Source organism: Pseudomonas sp. IT-P253 (assembly GCF_949768125.1).
GTDB lineage: Bacteria > Pseudomonadota > Gammaproteobacteria > Pseudomonadales > Pseudomonadaceae > Aquipseudomonas.
In genome coordinates, this window is sequence record NZ_CATKPT010000005.1 from 74,281 (window position 1) to 96,449 (window position 22,169).

Sequence of the window (22,169 nt, forward strand, 5' to 3'; positions counted from 1 at the left end):
ACTTTCGCGAGCAGGCTCGCTCCCACTTTGATATCCATTACACATAAAACCGCAGTTACTGCTCCAGCTTCTGCGGCGTTTCCTGGCCCATGCAACGCACGGCTTTTTTCTTGTTGTCGACCAGCACACCGGTCAGGCCTTTCTGCTCGGTGTCGAACAGCACCAGCACGCCATCGACGCACTGGGCCACTTGCGCCGCCGGTTCCAGGGAGACTTTGTAGTCTTCCCCCGGCACGGTCTTGAGCATGGTGAAGTCGCTGAGCAACAACGCATCCTCAGGCTTGGCGAAGTGCAGGTAACCGTAGAACCACAAGGCACCGACGGTACCGAGGATGCTGCAGATACCGGTGATGATCAGCGGGATGGCGTTACGTTCTTCACTCATTGCGGGCTCTCTGGTGGTTCATCTTCTGAATTCGGGGGCGCCGGGTAATTCGGGATTTCGCCCAGTCGGCGCAGGCCGTTGAAATGCTGCGGGTCATCGAGATAGCGCAGCATGACTTTGCGCCAGACCGGGTCGGCGAACGTCTGCACATGACCCCCTCGGGTCAGTTGCAGCACCCGCGGCGGCGGCGCAGCTTGATACAGTCGGATGCCGTTGGAAAGAGGCACGAGCGGATCGTCGATGCTGTGGTAGATCAGTTTCGGCACACCGTTGAGCTGCGCCATTGAGTTGATCGCACTGTCGCCATCCGGTACCAGCCAGGACAGCGGCACCTGGAACGCCCAGGTCAGCCACGAATTGCTCAGGGCATACCGGCCGACACTGCGGTAACTGGCGGGCACGCCGTCGAGCACTATAGCCTTGAGCTGTCGCTGGCGCTCGGGATGCTGGACCAGGTAATGCACGGCCATCGCCCCCCCGAGGCTCTGCCCCAGCAGGATCAGCGGTTTGCCTTTGACCTCAGGGGCCTGATCGAGCCATTTGAACGCAGCGTCGATGTCCTGATAGATCGCCGGCAAACTCGGCTCGCCTTCGGACAGGCCATAACCGCGATAGTCCACCAGCAGCACTTGATAGCCCGCCTGCGGCAACCACCAACTTGCGCCCAGGTGCAGGGGCATATTGCCGCCGTTGCCGTGCAGGTGCAGCACCGTGCCTTTGACCTCGACACCTTTTTTGGCCGGCAGCCACCAGCCGTGCAGCTTGAGGCCATCGGCGGTGACCAGGGTGACGTCGCGGTATTCGAGTTTGGCTTTTTCCGGGGTAAACAGCTGACCGGGGTCGGGATAGAACAGCAGCGAACTGCAGCCGCTCAAGGTCAGCAGAAGGCAGACGATGCCGAGGATTCTCATCCGTTGAAACCTCGCGAAAATTGGGTGAAACACAAAAACCTGTGGGAGCGAGCCTGCTCGCGATAGCGGTATGTCAGTCAACATCAATGTTGAATGTTAGGCCGTTTTCGCGAGCAGGCTCGCTCCCACAGGGTAATCAACAGACTCACAATATATTGGAGTAATCCGCTTCGATCCGGTCCAGGCTCAGGTGGTTGAGGAAGTTGGAGAAGCACATCCACGCCGACAACGCATTCAAGTCGCGGAACTGCTCTGGTAAATACTTCGGCGGCACCACCAACCCTTCATCCACCAATTGCCGCAACGTCCGCATGTCTTCCAGCGTGGTCTTGCCGCAAAACAGCAAGGGTATTTGCTCAAGCTTGCCTTTACGCACGGCCAACTGAATGTAGTTGTAAACCATGATAAAGCCCTTGAGGTAGGACAAGTCTTTGGTAAATGGCAGACCTGTCGGCACCGACCCGCGGAAAACCCGACTGGCGTTGCCGTAGCTTTCCGCCATCTCAAAACCCTGTTCGCAGAAGAACTCGAAGATCTGCAGGAAGTCGGCGCCCTCTTCCACCATGTGAATGGCACGCGTGCGGTTGGTCAGTTTGCGCAGGCGACTGGGGTAGGAGGCGAAGGTGATGATTTCCATCAGGATCGCCAGCCCTTCCTGAGTCACTGTCGACGACGGCGGCCCTTTGGACAGGAAGGTGCAGATTGGCTGGTTCAGTCCATTGAGCGTGGTGCCCACATGCACCAACCCTTCGTGAACTTCCAGGGCACGCACGTCGCGGTCGTTGAACATCGCGTCAGCGCGGATCTTGATGTAGTCGGCACCGGCCGCCGCATCGGCGACGATCCCGTCGGATTCAAACACCCGAATGGTCTCTTCGGCCTCGCCAAAGACCTTGTTCAAACGAGTTTGCAAGAGATGCACGGCCTCTTTGGCGGAGAGCGTCTTGGGCTCATCCTTCAGGTCGCCACGGCCATCAATGTTGTTCAAGTAATCCGACAGCATCAGCCCCAGGTCGGCCAACGTCGGGTCGCCCGCATGGAAGGCATCAGACGCGGCGCCGTAAAGTTCCTGGGAAATCAGCCCGAAATCCTCGGTGCCGCGCGCTTCGAGCATGCGCACCACCATCCGGTACTCCTTGCACATGCGGCGCATGATCTGGCCAACCGGATTGAACTGACCGAGCTGACGGGTGATGTCGCGCTCGATGTTCTGGAATTCCAGTTTCACTTTGTTGGAGTCGAAGGACAATGGCCGGTTCAGGTAGTAATCACGGTCCACGGCCGGCATTTCCTTGCCCTTGGCCTTGAGGAAACCCTTGCGGATGTTGTCGTCCCATTTAACCGCGTCGAGGACGCGAATCGGCGTCTGCGCCAGCACAATGCGATCGGACAAAATGCGTATCGTCTGCTGGTAATCGTCCACCCGAAACTCCTGTAGAAAAACCGTTACGTGCTGGGTTATTTGGCTTTGGCCTGGCGCTGATAACGCACCGCCTCGACGAACACGTCGGAATTGGCCGGATCGTCGAGGTAGGCGAACACCTGTTCCATGTTGCTGTTGATCAGCACACCGTCACCGTCATCGGTCTGGAAGCGTTCGCCGCTGAGGACTTTCTGTCCCAGGGCCTGATTTATCTGCTCAAGGTCGAGGTTGTAGACCACCAACTCATGCTTTTCGTTGAGCTCGAAACCGGCCATCGTGAAATGCCCGCCGAACTGCGGCACTTTCGCCGACAAATACCAGCGATCACCATGGTGCGACACCGTGAACGGGTAAGCTTCTCGCTCCTTGGGCTTGGCCTTGAAGTAACTGACGGCCTGATAGTGATTGTCGTCAAGGCGGGTCAGCTCAAGGTTCATCGGCTCGCCCCAGGCGTTGGTGCTGGTCCACTTGCCGAGCAAGCCTTTTGGCGCAGGCTCGCCGCCGGGCAGAGGCTCCTTGAAGGTCACCAGACAGCCACTGAGCAGCAGGCACGACAAGGCGATCAGAACGACACGCCAGGCTTTCATTCAACACTCCCTATCGATAGCTCCCACAGGGGGCGGGGTTCCCACAAGGGATCACACCGACGCCAATACCAGGTGCATGTAGCGTTTGAGGATACCGAGCATTTCCGCTTCGGCCACAGGCTCGGCGTTGTTGAGCAGGCCCTGATATTCCATCCGCCCGATAATCGCCGTCAACACTTTGGCATCCTGTTGTGGCTCGCGTGAACCCAATACCTGTAAAAGCTGGCACGTACCCTGTAGGAGAATTTGCTGATGCGAACGCACCAACACGGCAAGACGCGGGTTAAGCAGCGCTTCCTGGCGGAACGCCTGTTCTGCCATCAAGTGTTCACGCCGGTTGGTCAACTGGCGGTGAACATAGTCCGCCATCAACCGCGCTATATCATCGGCCAGTTGCGAGCGCGACTCGGGGCTGCCGTCGCCCCTGTCCACCATCTCGCGCAACAGGGCTTCGGTGTTCACCCATAGCTTGGCCATGAAAGCCGCGCTACGTTCCACATATTGAGCGAAGGTATCGGTGAGCAAGTCATCGATATCCTTGAAATAGTAAGTGGTGGCCGACAACGGCACACCGGCCTCGGCGGCAACCGCTCGATGACGCACGGCCCGTACCCCATCGCGCACGACAATGCGCATCGCTGCATCGAGAATGTCCTGTCGACGCTGTTCGCTGCCCTGTCGGCTGGCCTTGCGGCCCTGGTACTGAACACTTTCAGCGACCGCAGTGGCGACGACCGCTGCACCTTCTTGAGCAATTGCAGATTTCACGACAGGTCATTCCTCTCTGTTTTAAGCAACAAATTGATACGTTTGTACCAGACAGGCAATAAAAAGCCGCCTGGGCAGGCGGCTTTTTATTGGAACGCTTACGCTTGCGGCCGCATGTGCGGGAACAGAATCACGTCGCGGATCGACGGTGAGTTGGTCAACAACATCACCAGACGGTCAATGCCGATACCTTCGCCGGCCGTTGGCGGCATGCCGTACTCCAACGCACGAACGAAGTCGGCGTCGAAGTGCATGGCTTCATCGTCACCGGCGTCCTTGTCGGCCACCTGAGCCATGAAGCGCTCGGCCTGATCTTCCGCGTCGTTCAACTCGGAGTAGGCGTTGGCGATTTCGCGGCCGCCGATGAACAGCTCGAAACGGTCGGTGACGTTCGGGTTCTCGTCGTTACGACGGGCCAGCGGCGACACCTCGAACGGGTACTGGGTGATGAAGTGCGGCTGTTCCAGCTTGTGCTCGACCAGCTCTTCGAAAATCATCACCTGCAACTTGCCCAGACCTTCGAAGCCCAGCACCTTGGCACCGGCCTTCTTGGCGATGGCGCGAGCCTTGTCGATGTCGTTCAGGTCCGCCGCGGTCAGCTCAGGGTTGTACTTGAGGATCGAGTCGAACACCGACAAACGCACGAACGGTTCGCCAAAGTGGAACACCTTGTCGCCGTACGGAACGTCGGTGCTGCCCAGAACCAGCTGCGCCAGTTCACGGAACAGTTCTTCGGTCAGGTCCATGTTGTCTTCGTAGTCGGCGTAAGCCTGGTAGAACTCCAACATGGTGAATTCAGGGTTGTGACGAGTCGAAACGCCTTCGTTACGGAAGTTGCGGTTGATTTCGAACACTTTCTCGAAGCCGCCAACCACGAGGCGCTTTAGGTACAACTCAGGCGCGATACGCAGGAACATACCCATGTCCAGCGCGTTGTGATGCGTTTCGAACGGCTTGGCCGCCGCGCCACCCGGAATGGTTTGCAGCATCGGCGTTTCCACTTCCAGGAAGTCACGCTGCATCAGGAAGCTGCGGATGTGGGCGATGACTTGCGAACGCACGCGGAACGTCTGGCGCACGTCTTCGTTGACGATCAGGTCAACGTAACGCTGGCGGTAGCGCTGCTCGGTGTCGGTCAGGCCGTGGTGTTTGTCCGGCAGCGGACGCAGGGACTTGGTCAGCAGGCGCACGCTGGTCATTTCGACGTACAGGTCGCCCTTGCCGGAACGGGCCAGGGTGCCTTCAGCGGCGATAATGTCGCCCATGTCCCAGGTTTTCACCGAGGCCAGGGTGTCTTCGGACAGGGTTTTACGGTTGACGTAAACCTGGATGCGACCGGTCATGTCCTGGATCACCATGAACGAGCCACGGTTGAGCATGATGCGACCGGCAACCTTGACCGGGATTGCAGCCTCTGCCAGCTCTTCCTTGGTCTTGTCCGCGTACTGCTTCTGCAAGTCTTCGCAGTAGTTTTCGCGGCGGAAGTCGTTCGGGAAGGCATTGCCCTTGGCGCGCTCGGCAGCAAGCTTTTCCTTGCGCAGGGCGATCAGGGAGTTTTCTTCCTGTTGCAGGGCTTGCGGGTCGAGTTCTAGGTCGCTCATGTCTTTAAAAATTCCATCACAGGTTCGTTGCCCCTGCCTGGCGGCAGGGTTCGCGGGCAAGCCTCGCACCCACAGGATCGCGGAGTCCGCCGATCCTGTAGCGCGTGTCTTAGAGCCCTTGTTTCAGGCTTGCTACCAGGTATTCGTCGATGTCGCCGTCGAGCACCTTGTCGCAGTCGCTGCGTTCGATGTTAGTGCGCAAATCCTTGATTCGCGACGCATCGAGTACATACGAGCGGATCTGGTGACCCCAGCCGATGTCGGACTTGGTGTCTTCCAGGGCCTGGGACGCTGCGTTGCGTTTCTGCACTTCCTGCTCGTACAAGCGCGCCCGCAACATTTTCATCGCGGTGTCTTTGTTGGCGTGTTGGGAGCGTTCGTTCTGGCAGCTGACCACGGTGTTGGACGGTACGTGGGTGATACGTACGGCCGAGTCAGTGGTGTTTACGTGCTGACCACCGGCACCGGAGGAGCGGTAGGTGTCGATGCGCAGGTCCGACGGGTTGATGTCGATTTCGATATTGTCATCGATTTCCGGCGATACGAACACGGCCGAGAACGAGGTGTGACGACGGTTACCGGAGTCGAACGGGCTCTTGCGCACCAGACGGTGCACGCCGATCTCGGTACGCAACCAGCCAAAGGCGTATTCGCCCTTGATGTGCACGGTAGCGCCCTTGATCCCGGCCACTTCACCGGCCGACAGTTCCATGATGGTCGCGTCGAAACCGCGTTTGTCAGCCCAGCGCAGGTACATGCGCAGCAGGATGTTGGCCCAGTCCTGAGCCTCGGTACCGCCGGAGCCGGCCTGGATGTCCAGGTAGGCGTTGTTGGCGTCCATTTCACCGCTGAACATGCGACGGAATTCGAGCTTCTCGAGGGACTCGCGCAGACGTTCGACTTCGGCGGCGACGTCATCGACGGCGGCCTGGTCTTCTTCTTCGGCGGACATCAGCAGCAGATCTTTGGCGTCGGCCAGGCCGGTGTGCATTTCGTCGAGGGTTTCGACGATCTGCGCCAGCAGCGAACGCTCGCGGCCCAGTTCCTGAGCGTACGACGGGTTGTTCCAGACAGACGGATCTTCAAGCTCGCGATTGACTTCAGTCAGACGCTCATGCTTTTGATCGTAGTCAAAGATACCCCCGAATAGTTTCGGAGCGCTCGGACAGGTCCTTGATACTGTTAAGGATCGGGTTGATTTCCATGGCGGGCAGCACTCGTTGGCGAACTTTTGAAAGCCGGCGAGTATAACGTAATCAGGCTGTCACGGCAGCCCGCCTGGCGGCTTTAGGGGGGAAATCACGGAATTCAGGTTGATCACAACCACACACGGTTGCCATGACCGAAGACTCTCAGAGCGAGGTCGTAGAAAATCCCAGATACAGACACATCCATAGCATGTGTAGAAAGTTTATTAATCACCGAAAAATCACTTCGAAACACCTGTAGGAAACGCCCTTATTAAAAACCGGAACACTCCTACGCCTTCATGACTTGCACACCACCCAATTTAACTCTATAAACATTCAACACAAAAACAAACCACAACAAATTAATCACACTCAATAAAAACAGTAATGCTTTAACTTAAACTTAGGCGAACCCTTCGCCACGAATTATTTTAACTATAAAAACCGCCTCCCCCTCAACTTCGCCACAATCTCTACAATTAAAGGACCGCTATGAAAACCATCAACAACATAGTAATTGTAGGATTTGGCAGCATCGCACAAGCGCTCCTACCCCTACTAACCGAAAATTACAGCGCAAACATTATAATTTTCGACAAAGAAACCAATGATATTCAAAAGAGCATCGCGAAAGAGTTTTCGATAACACTCAAGAGAAAACTCATAACCAGTGATAATTTTTGCGAAATTTTGACGCCTCTGCTAAGCAACACTAGCTTTCTTCTAAATCTCGCTGTATCCGTTTCAAGTATAGCCCTGATAGATCTTGCCCAACGACTCGATGCACTTTATCTAGATACTTGCATAGAGCCGTGGGAATATGCCAGCCACAATGACCACTGCTTTATTAGCAATCACTCCCTCAGGGAACAATTAAAAGACTATACAAGAACTAAAGCATCGACAACAACAGCACTTGTTGCACATGGAGCAAACCCTGGATTCATTTCCATACTACTAAAAAAAGCAATGCTTGAGATGGCAACAATTAACAAGCTAACTGATCGACCAATAACTCGGACTGACTGGGCTGAGTTAGCCAACAGGCTTGAATTACAAGTTATACAGATTTCAGAGCGCGACACTCAAGTCACTTCACGCGTCCGAGAGCACAACAATTTCATGTGTACTTGGTCTGTGGACGGACTGATTACTGAGTGCTTACAGCCAGCAGAAATGGGATGGGGTACTCACGAGGAGACAATTCCTAATGGAGCTAAAATCAACCGGTACTCATTGGAAATGCTCGAACAAGGACGAGAGGTCATAGTGAAAAGCTGGTCGCCGAATTACTTAGAATTTTCGGCATATCTATTGACGCACAACGAATCGCTTTCGATTGCGGAGTACTTAACTTTAGGTGACCCGACCAATCCAACATATCGTCCGACCGTTTATTATGCGTATCACCCATGCGATCAAGCGGTAGAATCAATACAACTGCTTAAAGAAGGGAGTGAAAACCCAATACAATCCAAGGAAATAATGAAGGAAGACATAGTTTCAGGTATTGATGAGCTTGGCATTTTTTTGATCAGTAAAAAATACAAATCATTTTGGCTCGGATCAAATCTGTCAATAGGCAAAGCAAGAAAAATGGCAAACCACAATAGCGCCACCAGCCTGCAAGTCGTATCAAGTATCGTAGCTGGAATGAAGTGGGCCGAATTGCACCCTGACTCTGGCGTATTAGAATCCGAAAGTCTCGACTGGCATTACATTTACGAATTCGCCGAACGGTATTGGCAACCTATCGTTAAGCAAGAGACCGATTGGCAACCCAACCTATCTAGCGACTCCTTATCATTTCAGAATTTTCGCATAACTCCTCAGCATTAAGATTACAACTCATGGAGCGCCAACATTATGGACAACACAAAAACATTCACCAAAAATGGCGAGACTCGGTCCACACTAGATGCCTCAGCAGTTCTGAAAAACTTTAAATTTCCTCTAGTAGATCTTAGTGATATCGCACACGCCGAGTGGAAAGGGATATTTTTTGACTCGATAATTACAGAGTACGATGCTCGCCGTCTATATTGGCATTTAGAAGACCAATATGCAGAAACCTTCCCAACTCTGACAGATGTGTTGATTCCTTGGCTCCGAGACGAAATCGACCATGCCTATGGCTTTGCCTTGATCTATTCATCTTTCACTGGCATACCACTGGACCAAGTTATACTCGAAGCCGAAATCAGAAAACCTGACTTCACCATTATCAATCCAATAGCCAGTGATGCATTTAAGCTTCTCATCATGCTGGCCTACGATGAAATAATTACCACACATGTATATCACCGCAGCATAGCTAAGTACGATCAGTTCGATTCAGAACAACTATCGAATTGGATAAGAAAGGCAAAGAAAGATGAAGCCAGACACTTCATCTCATTTGTACAAAAAGCCAAGAGTCTTTTTCCTGAACGGACAACCGAGACCCGCTCAATACTTGATGAAATATTCAATCTAGACTTTGAAAAATCAAGCTACACCGGGACATTCGTGCTGGACCACAACACAACTGACTTCCCAATATCCAAAAAAGAAATAAAGGACATGATAATCCCTGCCATCGTAAAGAAATTCAACGAGTGAAAAATTCGCCTCCGAGGAATAATAATGAAACAACCTTTTTTAGTTAAACAACACTGGAGTTCTCGGGCCCTTTTTAATGAAATTTCTAATGGAGGATGGGTAAATCCTGGGATCGATAAAAAATATCAAGACTTTTTCATGGCAGATCTAGCCTCAGAATATGATGCAATAAACCTTTACAACCACCTATACAGAGCAAGAAATAATTTTTCACCATACTTCGTCCAGTATTTAGATTTTTGGTTTGCAGATGAAAAAAATCATTCCGATGGTTTCTTCGAGCTTAATCGTCTTTTATTTGGTTCTAGCGAGGAAGAGTTAATCGACCAACTGAAAGTACGGACTGGCAATTTCGAAAACCTGGAAGAAACACTCTCCAATGAGTTCAACTTGCTCCTCATGTTCGCTTACGACGAGTATATTTCCGTCAAAACATACAAAAAAGATACATTTTATAGCGAGTTTGGACACCCTGCCTTCAACACATGGATTAAAAATCTAATATCGGATGAAGCGATCCATTTTGGCAACGCGATAAAAATCCTCAAATACGCTCATAGATCGAAACTAGATAAAGCAGAAGAAGTGCTTCGCAACATAATTACATTAGAAGGCAGCACTTACCAAAATACCTTCCTGTTCGATCACGACGGCCCTCATTTCCTACTTGATCACAACGAACTAGGTGAAGTTGCCATAGAGGAAATATTATCCATTCTAACCAAAGGCCGAAAATGAAGAACTACTATTACATGACCGCTGCACTTCTACTTATGATATTCGGCGAAATATTGACAATTTATAGCGAAGTATACGCTTCAAAACTCCCCGGCAAGCCACTGGAAACCCCATTAATGTTTCTCAGACCAATAGTGCTAATTTGTATCGCAGGCACATGCCTGGTTTTTGCATACTGGCTTGGATACAAAGGCACGGGAAACATCTGGATAGTAACAGTCGTTTCGATAACGCTTCTGCTAATTTTAGAGCCTATCGTTATATATGCGATGCTCAAGGAGCTCCCTGAAAGAGGCGCATTAATAGGATTTTTTCTAGGAGCCGCTGGATTAGTTGCCGCCGTGGCGCTCTAACTAAATCAAAAGGATAGAATCATGCACGCTGAAGAAAACACAATGACTTGCACTGTCTGTGGCTATGAGTATGACCCTGCGAAAGGTGATCCTGAAAATGGAGTATCACCCGGTACGCACTGGGATGATATCCACGAGGATTGGTTATGCCCGGATTGCCAGATGCCAAAAGGCGATTTCGCATTAACCCCTAAACTAAAAAACTGCTAACCAATATTTGAAGCAGCTCTAGCTTGAGAAACAGAAAATAAAGCTAGCCAATATACTCAAGCCAGCTTTATTAACTTAACTTATTAGTCTATTACTCAATCCCCACCTGATTACGCCCATTCTTCTTCGCCAGGTACAGCCCCTTGTCCGCCGCAAGAATCAACTGCCGGCAATCGCTGCCGGGTTGGGGGGTGAGGGTCGACAGGCCGATGCTGATGGTCAGGCTCGAACCTTCGGTCGGCGAAATATGCGGAATTTTCAATGCTGCCACGGTCTGGCGAAGTTTTTCCGCCACCAGCCGCGCGCCGCCCGGCGAGGTATTGGGCAATACCAGCGCGAACTCTTCGCCACCATAACGGGCCGGCAGGTCCGAAGGCCGGGCGCTGGCGTCACGGATGGCTGTGGCGACTTTGCGCAGGGCTTCGTCGCCTTCCAGGTGGCCAAAGCTGTCGTTGAAGGTCTTGAAATAGTCCACATCAATCATCAGCAGCGACAATTGGCTCTGGTCACGCAACGAGCGTCGCCATTCCAGCTCCAGGTATTCGTCGAAGTGGCGACGATTCGACAGCCCGGTCAGGCCGTCGGAGTTCATCAACCGCTGTAGCACCAGATTGGTGTCGAGCAACTGCTGCTGACTGACTCGCAACGCACGGTAGGCCGCATCACGCTGCAACAACGTCATATAGGAGCGTGAGTGATAGCGAATGCGTGCCACCAGTTCAATGTTGTCCGGCAGTTTGACCAGGTAATCGTTGGCGCCGGCCGCGAACGCCGCGCTCTTGATCAGCGGGTCTTCCTTGGTCGACAGGACAATGATCGGAATGTCCTTGGTTGCCGGGTGATTGCGGTACTCGCGCACCAGGCTCAGGCCGTCGAGGCCGGGCATGACCAGGTCCTGGAGGATCACCGTGGGCTTGATGCGAATCGCCTGGGCAATGGCCTGGTGCGGGTCGGCGCAGAAGTGGAAATCGATATTTTCTTCGTTCGACAACCCGCGGCGCACCGCCTCGCCGATCATTGCCTGATCGTCCACCAGCAGCACCATGGCGGCGTTTTCGTCGGTCTTGAAGTCGTCGAGCTGTAAGTCATTCATGTGCGGTCACCTGAGTACTACTTGGGCCACTATTGCTGTGAAAGGTGTTCACTTGGGGAAAATCTCCAGCAATCGTGGCGCTATCTTGTCCAGTGGGCGAATTTCCACTGCGGCGTCAATGGCGGCTGCCGCTTTCGGCATACCATATACCGAACTGCTTTGTTGGTCCTGAGCGATGGTCAGGTAGCCCTGTTGGCGCATGAGTTTAAGCCCCTGGGCGCCATCGCGCCCCATGCCGGTGAGCAATACACCCACGGCATCGCCGTTCCAGTAAGTGGCTACGCTTTCGAAAAACACATCGATCGAGGGACGATAGATCTCGTTGACCGGTTCGGCGGTGTAGGCCAGCGTTCCGTTTTTCAACAAGCGAATATGGTGGTTGGTGCCGGCCAACAGCACGGTGCCAGCCTGCGGCGGCTCGCCTGCCTCGGCCAGACGCACGTTCAAGCCACTGGCACTGCTCAACCATTCGGCCATGCCGGTGGCGAATACTTGATCAACATGCTGTACCAGCACGATGGCCGCTGAAAAATCCCGTGGCAGCCCCTTGAGCAAGACTTCCAGCGCGGCCGGCCCTCCGGCGGATGAGCCGATGGCCACCAGGCGCTGGCGCGATCCCGAACTGCGTAATGGGCCGGGTGCCGGGCGCAGCTGACTGCCCTTCTCACCGATCAGCCAACCGATGTTCATGATCTTGCGCAGCAATGGGGCCGCCGCTTCCTGCGCATTGCCGGCACCGAGCGCTGGCGTATCAACCACATCCAGCGCCCCGTATCCCATCGCCTCGAACACCCGGTGCACGTTTTGCTGACGATCGACGGTAACCACCACGATGGCGCACGGGGTCTCGGCCATGATCCGTCGCGTTGCCTCCACACCGTCCATCACCGGCATGATCAGGTCCATCAGGATCAGATCCGGGGTGTTTTCGGCGCAACGCTGTACGGCCTCTGCCCCATTGCTGGCGACCCAGATCACCTCATGCACCGGTTCAAATGCCAAGGCACGGCGCAGGGCCTCTACCGCCATGGGCATGTCGTTGACGATCGCGATTTTCATGCCCGCGCTCCTCCTATGAGCTCAACCACTGCATCAAGCAGGGCGTCGTCGTGAAAACTGGCTTTGGCTAGATAATAGTCGGCGCCAGCGTCCAGTCCACGACGACGATCCTCTTCACGATCCTTGTAGGACACCACCATAACCGGCAGGGATTGCAGTCGATTGTCCCGGCGCAATAACGACACCAGCTCGATGCCATCCATGCGCGGCATATCAATGTCGGTGATCAGCAGATCGAAATTCTCCGAACGCAGTGCGTTCCAGCCATCCATTCCGTCGACCGCCACGGCCACGTCGTAGCCGCGATTGAGCAACAGCTTGCGCTGCAACTCGCGCACCGTCAGTGAGTCATCGACCACCAGAATCCGTTTGCGCGCGGCTTCGACCACCTGGTTGCCGTGCCGCGCAATACGCTCCAGCCGCCCGGTGTTGAGCAATTTGTCCACCGAACGCAGCATGTCCTCGACGTCGACGATCAGCACCACCGAGCCATCGTCGAGCAAGGCCCCGGCAGAGATGTCCTGGACCTTGCCCAGTCGCTCATCCAGCGGTAATACGACCAATGTCCGCTCGCCGATAAAACGCTCCACCGCCACGCCGTAAATCGCATCGCGCTCGCGGATCACCACGACTTTCAGGGTTTGCTGGTTGTCCTGGCTGGCCGGACGCTGCAACAGCTGACTGGCCGCGACCAGCCCGACATGTCGACCTTCGTACCAGAAATGCTGACGGCCCTCGACCTGAACGATATCTTGCAGCGCCAGGTCGCACATGCGTTCGATGTGGGCCAGCGGAAAGGCGTACGCCTCATCGCCGACTTCCACCACCAGACTGCGCACCACCGACAGGGTCAGCGGCACTTCGAGATGGAAGCGACTGCCCTCGCCCGCCGTCTGCTCCAGCACTACCGCGCCGCGTAACTGCCGGACCATGTGCTGAACCGCATCCAGACCGACACCCCGCCCGGAGACTTCGGTGACCTTGTCGCGCAGGCTGAAGCCTGGCAGGAACAAGAACGTCAGCAACTCCTCCTCGCTCAGCTGTGCGGCGGTTTCGGCCGGCGACAGTTGCCGTTCGATGATCGCACGGCGGACCTTTTCCAGATCCACACCGTTGCCATCGTCGCTTAATTCCAGCGCCAGCAAACCGGCCTGGTGAGAAACACGCAAGCGGATCAAGCCTTCAGCTGGTTTGCCGGCGAGTAGCCGCAGCTCCGGGGATTCGATTCCGTGGTCCACTGCATTGCGCAGCAAGTGGGTCAGCGGTGCTTCAAGTTTTTCCAGTACATCGCGGTCAACCTGAGTCTTTTCGCCCTCGATCTCCAGCCGCACCTGTTTGCCGAGGCTGCGCCCCAGGTCGCGAACCATCCGCACTTGCCCGGTCAACACATCGGCAAACGGCCGCATGCGACAGGCCAGTGCCGTGTCATAGAGCACCTGCGCCCGTTGGCTGGCCTGCCAGGCAAACTCATCCAGCTCGGCGTTTTTTTCTGTCAGCAATTGCTGGGAGTCCGCCAATAGCCGGCGGGCATCCTCAAGGGCTTCTCGTGCTTCCAGGCTCAATGCCTGATCCTTGAGATGGACGTTGAGGTTTTCCAGGGCCCGCAGGCCGTTGTTCTGCATACGCTTGAGGCGCTGCATGGTCGCCAGGTGCGGTTTGAGCCGAAGGGTTTCCACCAGCGATTTGCTCGACAGATCGAGCAGGCTGTTCAAGCGCTCAGCCGTGACCCGCAATACGCGCTCACCATTTTCGGTGGTGCGCCGGGCCTTGTGCAGTGACTCGATCGATGCAGCGGCGGGTAATTCAATGACAGCGTCGGGCAGACCAACGTTGGCCTCTTCGAATTCAGGCTCGGCCATGAACGGCGCAATTGGCGTGCTGATCGGCACGGCGAGTGCCTGCGGATCCAGTAACCGAGCCATCAGGGCTACATAGGATTCGATATCCGCCGGCGCTGGCGCGCTATTCGGCGTCGCGATGCGCATCAATAAATCGGTGCCCTGAAGCAAGGCATCGATGTGCTCGGGCCGCAGATAAAGACGCCCTTCCTGGGCACTGACCAGGCAATCTTCCATCACATGCGCGACGCTGACTCCGGCATCGACGCCGACGATCCGCGCCGCCCCCTTGAGCGAATGCGCCGCGCGCATGCACGACTCCAGATGATCGGCCTGGGTCGGATCGCGCTCAAGGGCCAAAAGCCCTGCGCTCAGCACTTGGGTCTGGGCCTCGGCTTCCAGGCTGAACAGTTCCAGCAAAGAGGAGTCGCGCATTTGCTCAGGGGTCATGTGAGGCTCCGGGTCACCGCGGACAACAGCTGTTCTTCATCCAGCCAACGCAGGCTGCGACCTTTGAATTGCAATACGCCACGGGTGTATTTGGCACTGACCTGAGTACCAGACCGAGACGCCGCCTCTAGAATGTGCTCGTCGATCGCGTGGATCCCGTCCACTTCATCCACCGACACCACCACCGGCCCGCCATGGGCCGCGATGATCAGCATCCGCGGCATGACTCGCGTGCCAGACGCCACGCTGCTCGCACCGTCGAGCCCGAGCAGCTCCACCAGCGACAAACAGGCCACCAAGGCCCCCCTCACATTGGCTACGCCGAGCAAAGCCCGGGAACGCTGGTGCGGCAAGGAGTGAATCGCTTGCAGCGGCGCCACTTCCACCAGACTGCGCGTCGCCAGGCCCAGCCACTCTTCGCCGAGACGGAACATTAACAGTGAGCGGGTTTTAACGTCGGTCTCCACCGCCGTGGAAACCTCCCCGCGATCTTCCTGTTGCAACGCATAGCGATCGAGCAAGCGCGTCGCGGCGGCTGAATACACCCCACAATTGCGACAGTGAATATGCTCGCTCAGCAGTGGGCAGGACCTGTCGCCGTGGATACCGATGCAGTTCCAGCAGTCGTCGATAGCCTGGGCATTATCATGGGTGACGCTAAAGCCGTCGGAGGCGATCATCGTTTACGCTCACTGTCAGCGACGCGCTCACTGCGGGCGGCGCGTTCCTGCAATCGTCTGGCACCCGCCGTGTCGCCCTGGGATTGCAGCAACGCCGCCAGGTGCATCAACGCGTCGGGATGTTGCGGTTCGAGGTAAAGCGCCTTGCGATAAAAACCCTGGGCCTGCAGGGCATTGCCGGCGACATCGCTGAGCAATCCCAGCCAGTAAAATACTTGAGCCACCGGTTCATGGCTGCGCAAATAGCTTTCGCAGGCGGTGCGGGCTTCGGCGCTTTTGCCTTGGTTGGCGAGGGTCGCGATGTTGGCCATCAAGGCGGTGGCGTCCGCTGCTTTCGGGGTGAAGACTGCCGGCGTGAGGGTTGCAAACGGGCGCTTGCGCACGGGCGACGACGGCACGCTACGTATCGGTGGGTGCGTGGGCAGCGGCGTCGGAACAAACGTCGCAACAGGCTCAGGCTCCGGCACCCCCTGACGACTGAAGGCAAAGGACTGCGCGATGCCAACCGAGCGCATGCCAAAGCGCCCCAGCAAACTGCCCTCGGCCGGGCCGATAAACAGCACGCCGTCGACGTGAGTCAGACGCTTGAGCACTTCGAAAACCTGTTGCTGGGTCGGCTGATCGAAGTAGATCAGCAAGTTGCGGCAGAACACAAAGTCGTAGGCCGGCTCGCTGACCAGCAACGCCGGATCGAGCAGATTGCCGACCTGCAAACGTACTTGCTCAAGCACGCTCGCGCTGAGGCGATAGCCGTCGTCTTCGGCACTGAAATGACGATCGCGAAAGGCGATGTCCTGACCGCGAAACGAATTTTTGCCGAATAGCGCGCGCTTGGCTTTTTCCACCGACAACGGGCTGACGTCCATGCCTTCGACCTTGAACTGATGCGGCTTGAAACCCGCATCGAGCAAAGCCATGGCGATGGAGTACGGTTCTTCACCGGTGGAGCACGGCAGGCTGAGAATCCTCAGCGCGCGCATGTTGTTGATCTCGGCCAGCCGCCTGGCTGCCAGTTTCGCCAGGGCAGCAAAGGATTCCGGGTAACGGAAAAACCAGGTTTCGGGAACGATCACTGCTTCAATCAGCGCCTGCTGTTCGTCCTGCGAGTTTTGCAAGGTGCACCAGTAATCATCGGCCGTCAGCGCCTGTGACGCCGTGCTGCGCTGGCGTACGGCGCGTTCGATGATGGCCGGCCCGACAGACGTCACGTCGAGGCCGATGCGGGCCTTGAGGAAATCGAAAAACCGCTGATCGGTGTTCATGGCCGCTCCTCAAGCTGCGCCACGTCCAGAGGGGGCGACGGAAACAGCAAGCCGCGAACCCGATCATCGAGCAAATCGGCGATTCGCACCCATTGCAACAATCCCTGAGCGTCTTCGCGCACCGGCCCGAGGTACGGCGCCTGGCGATTGTCCAGGCCATAGGGCTGAAAGTCCGCCGGGTTACAGCGCAAGGTGTCGGTGGCCTGCTCCAGGATCAGCCCGAGCAATCGCGCCTCGGTACTCACATCCGGACGGTAATTGACCAACACCAAACGCGTACTGGTGCGAGCCTGGGCCGGCTCGCCAAACGTCAATGCACTGAGGTCGATCACCGGCACGACCGCGCCCCGATAGGCGAACACCCCCGCGACCCAGTCCGGCGCACGGGCGATCGGCTTCAAAGGCAGGTACGGCAACACTTCCGCTACCTCGATAGCCTGCAAGGCATAGCGCTCGCTGCCGATGCGAAACACCAGAAACAACGCGTGCAACGCCGGCTTCACGGCGGTGCGTTTGGCCGTGAGTTCGCTCATCAGACTTTGAATCGCGAGACGCCGCTACGCAGCCCCACGGCGACCTGACTCAATTCGTCGATGGCGAAACTGGCCTGGCGCAGGGACTCGACGGTCTGGCTGCTGGCATCGCCCAGTTGCACCAGCGCGTGGTTGATCTGTTCTGCACCAGTGGCCTGGGCCTGCATGCCTTCGTTGACCATCAACACCCGCGGCGCCAGCGCCTGTACCTGATGGATGATCTGCGACAGCTGCTCGCCGACCTGCTGCACTTCGGACATGCCGCGGCGCACCTCTTCGGAGAACTTGTCCATACCCATCACCCCGGCCGACACCGCCGACTGGATCTCACGCACCATCTGCTCGATGTCATACGTGGCGACGGCAGTCTGATCCGCCAGACGCCGTACTTCGGTGGCCACCACCGCAAACCCGCGACCGTATTCACCGGCCTTTTCGGCTTCAATGGCGGCGTTGAGGGACAGCAGGTTGGTCTGGTCGGCGACCTTGACGATGGTCACCACCACCTGGTTGATGTTGCCGGCCTTCTCGTTGAGGATCGCCAGTTTGGCATTGACCAGATCGGCCGCGCCCATCACCGAGTGCATGGTCTCCTCCATGCGCGCCAGGCCTTGCTGCCCGGAACCGGCCAGCACCGAAGCCTGATCGGCGGCGGTAGAGACTTCGGTCATGGTGCGCACCAGGTCTCGCGAAGTGGCAGCGATTTCACGGGACGTCGCACCGATTTCGGTGGTGGTGGCCGCCGTTTCCGTGGCAGTGGCTTGTTGTTGCTTGGAAGTGGCGGCGATCTCGGTGACCGACGTGGTGACTTGCACCGAGGAGCGCTGGGCCTGGGACACCAGGGACGTCAGCTCGGTCATCATGTCGTTGAAGCCGGTTTCGACCGCGCCGAACTCGTCCTTGCGCTCCAGGTTCAGGCGACCGCTTAGGTCGCCGGTACGCATGATTTCGAGGATCTGCACGATGCGATTCATCGGTGCCATGATTGCGCGCATCAACAGCAAACCGCAGAGGCCGGCGGCCAATACCGCGACCAGCAGCGATATGCCCATGCTGATTTTCGCAGTGATCACGGCGTTATCGATGGCCACTATGTCCTGGTCCGCTACCACTTTGTTTTCGTGAATGATGTCATTGAGCTTCACGCGACCGGCTGTCCAGACTGGAATCAGCTGATCGTTGAATTGCTTGATGGCCTCCGCTGTCTGATTGCTCTTGTGCAAATCGAGCACGGCCGTCAGCGCTTTGTTGTAGTCGGCATGGATTTTTTCAAAAGCAATGAACTCGACCTTGTCTTCATCCGTGGTGATGGTTCCGCGATAGTTGTTCATCTCCTCTTGCAGCTTCGCCTCGAAGGTTTTGTAATCGTCGGCATCCTCAGCGCTGATGCCCTGCCCTTGCTTCAAGCCCAGCAGCTCTTGGGTCTGAAGAAAACTTTCGGACCAGGCGCCGCGAATCATCGAGCTGTAATACACCCCTGGAAGCGCGTCATCCCGGACGCTTGCTTCGCTGGTTTCGATCTTCAACAGGCGGGAATACGAGACGACGACCATCAGCAACATGATGGCGATAATTACCGCAAAGCTCGCCAAGATGCGTTGGCGCAACGTCCAGTTCTTCACAGTCAGTCCTCGGGGCCATTTCAAATGCTGCGCAGTATAGCCCTGAAGATGCCTTCGCGAGCAGGCTCGCTCCCACAGTTGACCGCATTCCCCCTGTGGGCGAGCCTGCTCGCGAAGGCGGTTAGCGAAAACGCTGGCAGCCCGACACCCGACGCCCCAGGTTTTTTCGCGAGCGGCTTCGAGTGAGTGTGCTTCCAGATGTTTCCTGCCTATTGCGCCCGGCGAAGGCTTCTGGCCGGACCATCGATTAAAAAGATATACACTCAGGCAAATCGATAAAAACCGCCCACCGGGTACTCCCCATGATGACCTTGCGTCAGATTCGCCACTTCATCGCCGTGGCCGAGACCGGCTCGATCTCCGCCGCCGCGCAAACCGCGTTCATTTCCCAGTCCACCCTGACCCTGGCGATCCAGCAACTGGAGCAGGAAATCGGGGTGGGCCTGTTCAACCGCCACGCCAAGGGGATGACGCTGACCCACCAGGGCCATCAATTCCTGCGCCAGGCCCACCTGATTCTGGCCACCGTAGACAACGCCAAACGCAGCCTCCAGCAAAGCACTGACCAAGTGGCCGGCCAATTGATTATCGGCGTGACCAGCCTGGTGGCCGGTTATTACCTGGCGGATTTACTCACCCGTTTTCAGCGCGCTTACCCCAACGTCGAAATCCGTGTGATGGAGGACGAACGGCCATACATCGAACATCTGCTGGTCAGCGGCGAGATCGATGTCGGCGTGTTGATCCTGTCCAACCTTGAGGACCGTCACGCCCTGCAGACTGAAGTCTTGACGCACTCGCCCCATCGCCTGTGGCTGCCGGCCCAGCATCCCTTGCTGGAACACGACAGCATCAACCTCGCCGACGTAGCCCGCGAGCCACTGATTCAACTGAACGTAGACGAAATGGACCGCAACGCTCACCGCCTATGGAGCGGTGCCGGGCTGCAACCGCGCATCACCCTGAAAACCGCCTCGACCGAGGCCGTGCGAAGCCTCGTCGCGGCGGGTTTGGGTGTGTCGATCCAGCCAGACATGACCTACCGCCCCTGGTCACTGGAAGGCGACATCATCGAAGCACGCCCCATCGCCGACCTCAGCCAGACGCTCGACGTCGGCCTGGCCTGGCGTCGCGGCACCGCGCGGCCCGCTCTGGTGGACCCGTTCCTGACCGTCGCTCGCGAGCAACCCCACGGCGGACGCAAGCCATCTATTTAATCGAACGCCACCTTCAGTATTTAGTATTTGTCGACCTCGGGCCTGCGCACTAGTCTTGATGCATCTATATAAGACGGCCGGGCCCCAGTCACAGGGAGCAGCATGGCCACACAAGAAAAGAGAACCCGAAAAATGGCTGGCGCGCAGACCCCGTTGTTCACCGCTCTATTGATCGATGGTGAATTAGTCGCCGGCCAGGGCGTTGTCGAGCCAATTCTCAACCCGGCCACCGGTGAAGTGCTGGCGCAGATTGCCGAGGCCAGCACCGAGCAAGTCGAAGCGGCGATCCTCGCGGCCCACAATGCGTTCGCCAGTTGGTCACGCACCACGCCGCAGCAGCGCTCGAACCTGTTGCTGGACATCGCTAACGCCATCGAAAAAAGCGCCGACCTCCTCGCCCGCCTCGAATCGCTGAACTGCGGCAAGCCGTTGCACCTGGCCCGTCAGGATGACTTGATCGCTACCGTCGATGTGTTTCGCTTTTTCGCCGGCGCCGTGCGCTGCCAGACCGGCCAGCTCAGCGGCGAATACCTGCCAGGCTACACCAGCATGGTCCGCCGCGATCCGATTGGCGTGGTGGCGTCGATTGCACCGTGGAACTACCCGATCATGATGGCCGCGTGGAAAATCGCCCCCGCCCTGGCCGCGGGCAACACGCTGGTGTTCAAACCGTCCGAACACACGCCCTTGTCGATTCTGGCCCTGGCGCCAGCGCTGGCGGAAATACTGCCGCGCGGTGTGATCAACATCATTTGCGGCGGCGGCGAAGGCGTTGGCAGCCATTTGGTCAGTCACCCTAAAGTGCGCATGGTGTCGTTGACCGGCGATATCGTCACCGGACAAAAAATCCTCCAGGCCGCTGCAAAAACCCTCAAGCGCACGCACCTCGAACTCGGCGGCAAGGCCCCGGTGATTGTCTGCAATGACGCCGACATTCAAGCCGTGGTCGAAGGCGTGCGCACTTACGGCTATTACAACGCCGGCCAGGACTGCACCGCCGCGTGCCGCATTTATGCACAAGCCGGGATTCATGACCGCTTGGTGGCCGAACTCGGCGCGGCCGTCAGCAGCCTGCGCTTCGCTGGTAAACGCGATGCCGACAACGAAATCGGCCCCCTGATCAGCACCCGCCAGCGCGACCGCGTGGCCAGTTTTGTCGAACGCGCCCTCGGCCAGCCACACATCGAGCGCGTGACCGGCGCAGCGGTGCATTCCGGCGCCGGCTTCTATTACCAGCCGACCTTGCTGGCCGGGTGCAAACAGAGCGATGAAATCGTCCAGCGCGAAGTGTTTGGACCGGTGGTCACCGTGACCCGTTTCGATGCGCTCGAACAGGCGGTGGACTGGGCCAACGACTCGGAATACGGCCTCGCCTCCTCGGTCTGGACCCAGAACCTGGACAAGGCGATGCAAGTCGCGGCGCGTTTGCAGTACGGCTGCACCTGGATCAACAGCCACTTCATGCTGGTCAGCGAAATGCCCCACGGTGGCCTGAAACGTTCGGGCTACGGCAAAGACCTGTCCAGCGACTCGCTTCAGGACTACAGCGTGGTGCGGCACATCATGGCGCGCCACGGAGAGCATCTCTGACTACGCTAACAACAAGCCGCTAACGGCCAATGTGGGAGCGAGCTTGCTCCGGGTGGCG

Annotated in this window: 21 protein-coding genes; 7 read left to right on the top strand and 14 right to left on the bottom strand. The window is 56.9% G+C overall.

Annotation, left to right across the window (positions count from 1 at the left end):
• Window positions 1–55: 55 nt before the first annotated feature.
• The 7 genes from ACM6IR_RS02915 to prfB all read right to left on the bottom strand — a co-directional run bounded on the left by ACM6IR_RS02915 (window position 56) and on the right by prfB (window position 6,880).
• Window positions 56–385, bottom strand: coding sequence for a hypothetical protein (locus ACM6IR_RS02915; protein ID WP_414906301.1), 330 nt, complete (start codon window positions 383–385; stop codon window positions 56–58).
• A complete protein-coding gene (locus ACM6IR_RS02920; RefSeq protein ID WP_414906302.1) occupies window positions 382–1,296 on the bottom strand; it encodes an alpha/beta hydrolase in 915 nt (304 codons plus the stop codon). Before ACM6IR_RS02920 ends, ACM6IR_RS02915 begins: the two co-directional genes overlap by 4 nt.
• 145 nt (window positions 1,297–1,441) lie before the next feature.
• A complete protein-coding gene (locus ACM6IR_RS02925; RefSeq protein WP_414906303.1) occupies window positions 1,442–2,719 on the bottom strand; it encodes a flavohemoglobin expression-modulating QEGLA motif protein in 1,278 nt (425 codons plus the stop codon).
• A 35-nt stretch (window positions 2,720–2,754) separates the two neighbouring features.
• Complete coding sequence (locus ACM6IR_RS02930; protein ID WP_414906304.1) at window positions 2,755–3,306, bottom strand: hypothetical protein; 552 nt, start codon at window positions 3,304–3,306, stop codon at window positions 2,755–2,757.
• 51 nt (window positions 3,307–3,357) lie between these two features.
• The gene (locus ACM6IR_RS02935) at window positions 3,358–4,062 is read right to left on the bottom strand and encodes a TetR/AcrR family transcriptional regulator (protein WP_414906342.1); all 705 of its coding nucleotides are present in this window, start codon (window positions 4,060–4,062) and stop codon (window positions 3,358–3,360) included.
• A gap of 110 nt (window positions 4,063–4,172) precedes the next feature.
• On the bottom strand, window positions 4,173–5,675 hold the full coding sequence (gene lysS, locus ACM6IR_RS02940) for a lysine--tRNA ligase (protein ID WP_414906305.1): 1,503 nt from the start codon (window positions 5,673–5,675) through the stop codon (window positions 4,173–4,175).
• Between the two features lie 109 nt (window positions 5,676–5,784).
• Window positions 5,785–6,880, bottom strand: a protein-coding gene (gene prfB, locus ACM6IR_RS02945; protein WP_134101818.1) for a peptide chain release factor 2 whose coding sequence is annotated in 2 segments (ribosomal slippage) — window positions 5,785–6,807 and window positions 6,809–6,880 — 1,095 coding nt in all. Because the reading frame shifts where the segments join, the coding sequence is not laid out codon by codon here.
• A 477-nt stretch (window positions 6,881–7,357) separates the two neighbouring features.
• Here prfB and ACM6IR_RS02950 point away from each other — a divergent pair.
• The 5 genes from ACM6IR_RS02950 to ACM6IR_RS02970 are packed head-to-tail and all read left to right on the top strand — an operon-like array spanning window position 7,358 to window position 10,767.
• The gene (locus ACM6IR_RS02950) at window positions 7,358–8,704 is read left to right on the top strand and encodes a saccharopine dehydrogenase C-terminal domain-containing protein (protein ID WP_414906306.1); all 1,347 of its coding nucleotides are present in this window, start codon (window positions 7,358–7,360) and stop codon (window positions 8,702–8,704) included.
• A gap of 27 nt (window positions 8,705–8,731) precedes the next feature.
• Window positions 8,732–9,466: a ferritin-like domain-containing protein gene (locus ACM6IR_RS02955; protein WP_414906307.1), complete on the top strand. Its 735-nt coding sequence runs from the start codon at window positions 8,732–8,734 to the stop codon at window positions 9,464–9,466.
• 24 nt (window positions 9,467–9,490) lie between these two features.
• Window positions 9,491–10,204, top strand: a complete 714-nt coding sequence (locus tag ACM6IR_RS02960; RefSeq protein WP_414906308.1) for a ferritin-like domain-containing protein — start codon at window positions 9,491–9,493, stop codon at window positions 10,202–10,204.
• A 14-nt stretch (window positions 10,205–10,218) separates the two neighbouring features.
• Window positions 10,219–10,557, top strand: coding sequence for a hypothetical protein (locus ACM6IR_RS02965; RefSeq protein ID WP_414906343.1), 339 nt, complete (start codon window positions 10,219–10,221; stop codon window positions 10,555–10,557).
• A gap of 21 nt (window positions 10,558–10,578) precedes the next feature.
• Entirely contained in the window at window positions 10,579–10,767 is a 189-nt protein-coding gene (locus tag ACM6IR_RS02970) for a rubredoxin (RefSeq protein WP_414906309.1), read from the top strand.
• A gap of 91 nt (window positions 10,768–10,858) precedes the next feature.
• Here ACM6IR_RS02970 and ACM6IR_RS02975 read toward each other — a convergent pair whose 3' ends face one another.
• Genes ACM6IR_RS02975 through ACM6IR_RS03005 form a run of 7 tightly spaced genes read right to left on the bottom strand, consistent with a single transcriptional unit; the run spans window position 10,859 to window position 19,304 of the window.
• Window positions 10,859–11,860: a diguanylate cyclase domain-containing protein gene (locus ACM6IR_RS02975; RefSeq protein WP_414906310.1), complete on the bottom strand. Its 1,002-nt coding sequence runs from the start codon at window positions 11,858–11,860 to the stop codon at window positions 10,859–10,861.
• Window positions 11,861–11,908: 48 nt separating this feature from the next.
• Complete coding sequence (locus tag ACM6IR_RS02980) at window positions 11,909–12,919, bottom strand: chemotaxis response regulator protein-glutamate methylesterase (RefSeq protein ID WP_414906311.1); 1,011 nt, start codon at window positions 12,917–12,919, stop codon at window positions 11,909–11,911.
• Window positions 12,916–15,207 carry a hybrid sensor histidine kinase/response regulator gene (locus tag ACM6IR_RS02985; protein WP_414906312.1) on the bottom strand — a complete coding sequence of 764 codons (2,292 nt, stop codon included), beginning with the start codon at window positions 15,205–15,207 and terminating at the stop codon, window positions 12,916–12,918. Before ACM6IR_RS02985 ends, ACM6IR_RS02980 begins: the two co-directional genes overlap by 4 nt.
• On the bottom strand, window positions 15,204–15,887 hold the full coding sequence (locus tag ACM6IR_RS02990) for a chemotaxis protein CheW (protein WP_414906313.1): 684 nt from the start codon (window positions 15,885–15,887) through the stop codon (window positions 15,204–15,206). Before ACM6IR_RS02990 ends, ACM6IR_RS02985 begins: the two co-directional genes overlap by 4 nt.
• Window positions 15,884–17,149, bottom strand: coding sequence for a CheR family methyltransferase (locus ACM6IR_RS02995; protein ID WP_414906314.1), 1,266 nt, complete (start codon window positions 17,147–17,149; stop codon window positions 15,884–15,886). Before ACM6IR_RS02995 ends, ACM6IR_RS02990 begins: the two co-directional genes overlap by 4 nt.
• A complete protein-coding gene (locus tag ACM6IR_RS03000; protein ID WP_414906315.1) occupies window positions 17,146–17,682 on the bottom strand; it encodes a chemotaxis protein CheW in 537 nt (178 codons plus the stop codon). The genes ACM6IR_RS02995 and ACM6IR_RS03000 overlap by 4 nt, the downstream gene beginning before the upstream one ends.
• Window positions 17,682–19,304: a methyl-accepting chemotaxis protein gene (locus ACM6IR_RS03005; RefSeq protein WP_414906316.1), complete on the bottom strand. Its 1,623-nt coding sequence runs from the start codon at window positions 19,302–19,304 to the stop codon at window positions 17,682–17,684. Before ACM6IR_RS03005 ends, ACM6IR_RS03000 begins: the two co-directional genes overlap by 1 nt.
• A 302-nt stretch (window positions 19,305–19,606) precedes the next feature.
• Here ACM6IR_RS03005 and ACM6IR_RS03010 point away from each other — a divergent pair, with 302 nt between their 5' ends.
• Together ACM6IR_RS03010 and ACM6IR_RS03015 are read left to right on the top strand one after the other, a co-directional pair.
• On the top strand, window positions 19,607–20,521 hold the full coding sequence (locus ACM6IR_RS03010; RefSeq protein WP_414906317.1) for a LysR family transcriptional regulator: 915 nt from the start codon (window positions 19,607–19,609) through the stop codon (window positions 20,519–20,521).
• Between the two features lie 132 nt (window positions 20,522–20,653).
• A complete protein-coding gene (locus ACM6IR_RS03015) occupies window positions 20,654–22,111 on the top strand; it encodes a gamma-aminobutyraldehyde dehydrogenase (RefSeq protein WP_414906344.1) in 1,458 nt (485 codons plus the stop codon).
• Window positions 22,112–22,169 lie beyond the last annotated feature (58 nt).

Bases quoted from the DNA above. Each gene is read 5' to 3' on its own strand.
- ACM6IR_RS03000 (WP_414906315.1), bottom strand. From the start codon at position 17,682: ATGAGCGAACTCACGGCCAAACGCACCGCCGTGAAGCCGGCGTTGCAC.
- ACM6IR_RS02965 (WP_414906343.1), top strand. From the start codon at position 10,219: ATGACCGCTGCACTTCTACTTATGATATTCGGCGAAATATTGACAATT.
- ACM6IR_RS03010 (WP_414906317.1), top strand. From the start codon at position 19,607: ATGATGACCTTGCGTCAGATTCGCCACTTCATCGCCGTGGCCGAGACC.
- ACM6IR_RS02975 (WP_414906310.1), bottom strand. From the start codon at position 11,860: ATGAATGACTTACAGCTCGACGACTTCAAGACCGACGAAAACGCCGCC.
- ACM6IR_RS02950 (WP_414906306.1), top strand. From the start codon at position 7,358: ATGAAAACCATCAACAACATAGTAATTGTAGGATTTGGCAGCATCGCA.
- lysS (WP_414906305.1), bottom strand. From the start codon at position 5,675: ATGAGCGACCTAGAACTCGACCCGCAAGCCCTGCAACAGGAAGAAAAC.
- ACM6IR_RS02930 (WP_414906304.1), bottom strand. From the start codon at position 3,306: ATGAAAGCCTGGCGTGTCGTTCTGATCGCCTTGTCGTGCCTGCTGCTC.
- ACM6IR_RS02980 (WP_414906311.1), bottom strand. From the start codon at position 12,919: ATGAAAATCGCGATCGTCAACGACATGCCCATGGCGGTAGAGGCCCTG.
- ACM6IR_RS02915 (WP_414906301.1), bottom strand. From the start codon at position 385: ATGAGTGAAGAACGTAACGCCATCCCGCTGATCATCACCGGTATCTGC.
- ACM6IR_RS03015 (WP_414906344.1), top strand. From the start codon at position 20,654: ATGGCTGGCGCGCAGACCCCGTTGTTCACCGCTCTATTGATCGATGGT.
- ACM6IR_RS02995 (WP_414906314.1), bottom strand. From the start codon at position 17,149: ATGAACACCGATCAGCGGTTTTTCGATTTCCTCAAGGCCCGCATCGGC.
- ACM6IR_RS02960 (WP_414906308.1), top strand. From the start codon at position 9,491: ATGAAACAACCTTTTTTAGTTAAACAACACTGGAGTTCTCGGGCCCTT.
- ACM6IR_RS02970 (WP_414906309.1), top strand. From the start codon at position 10,579: ATGCACGCTGAAGAAAACACAATGACTTGCACTGTCTGTGGCTATGAG.
- ACM6IR_RS02985 (WP_414906312.1), bottom strand. From the start codon at position 15,207: ATGACCCCTGAGCAAATGCGCGACTCCTCTTTGCTGGAACTGTTCAGC.
- ACM6IR_RS02990 (WP_414906313.1), bottom strand. From the start codon at position 15,887: ATGATCGCCTCCGACGGCTTTAGCGTCACCCATGATAATGCCCAGGCT.
- ACM6IR_RS02955 (WP_414906307.1), top strand. From the start codon at position 8,732: ATGGACAACACAAAAACATTCACCAAAAATGGCGAGACTCGGTCCACA.
- ACM6IR_RS02920 (WP_414906302.1), bottom strand. From the start codon at position 1,296: ATGAGAATCCTCGGCATCGTCTGCCTTCTGCTGACCTTGAGCGGCTGC.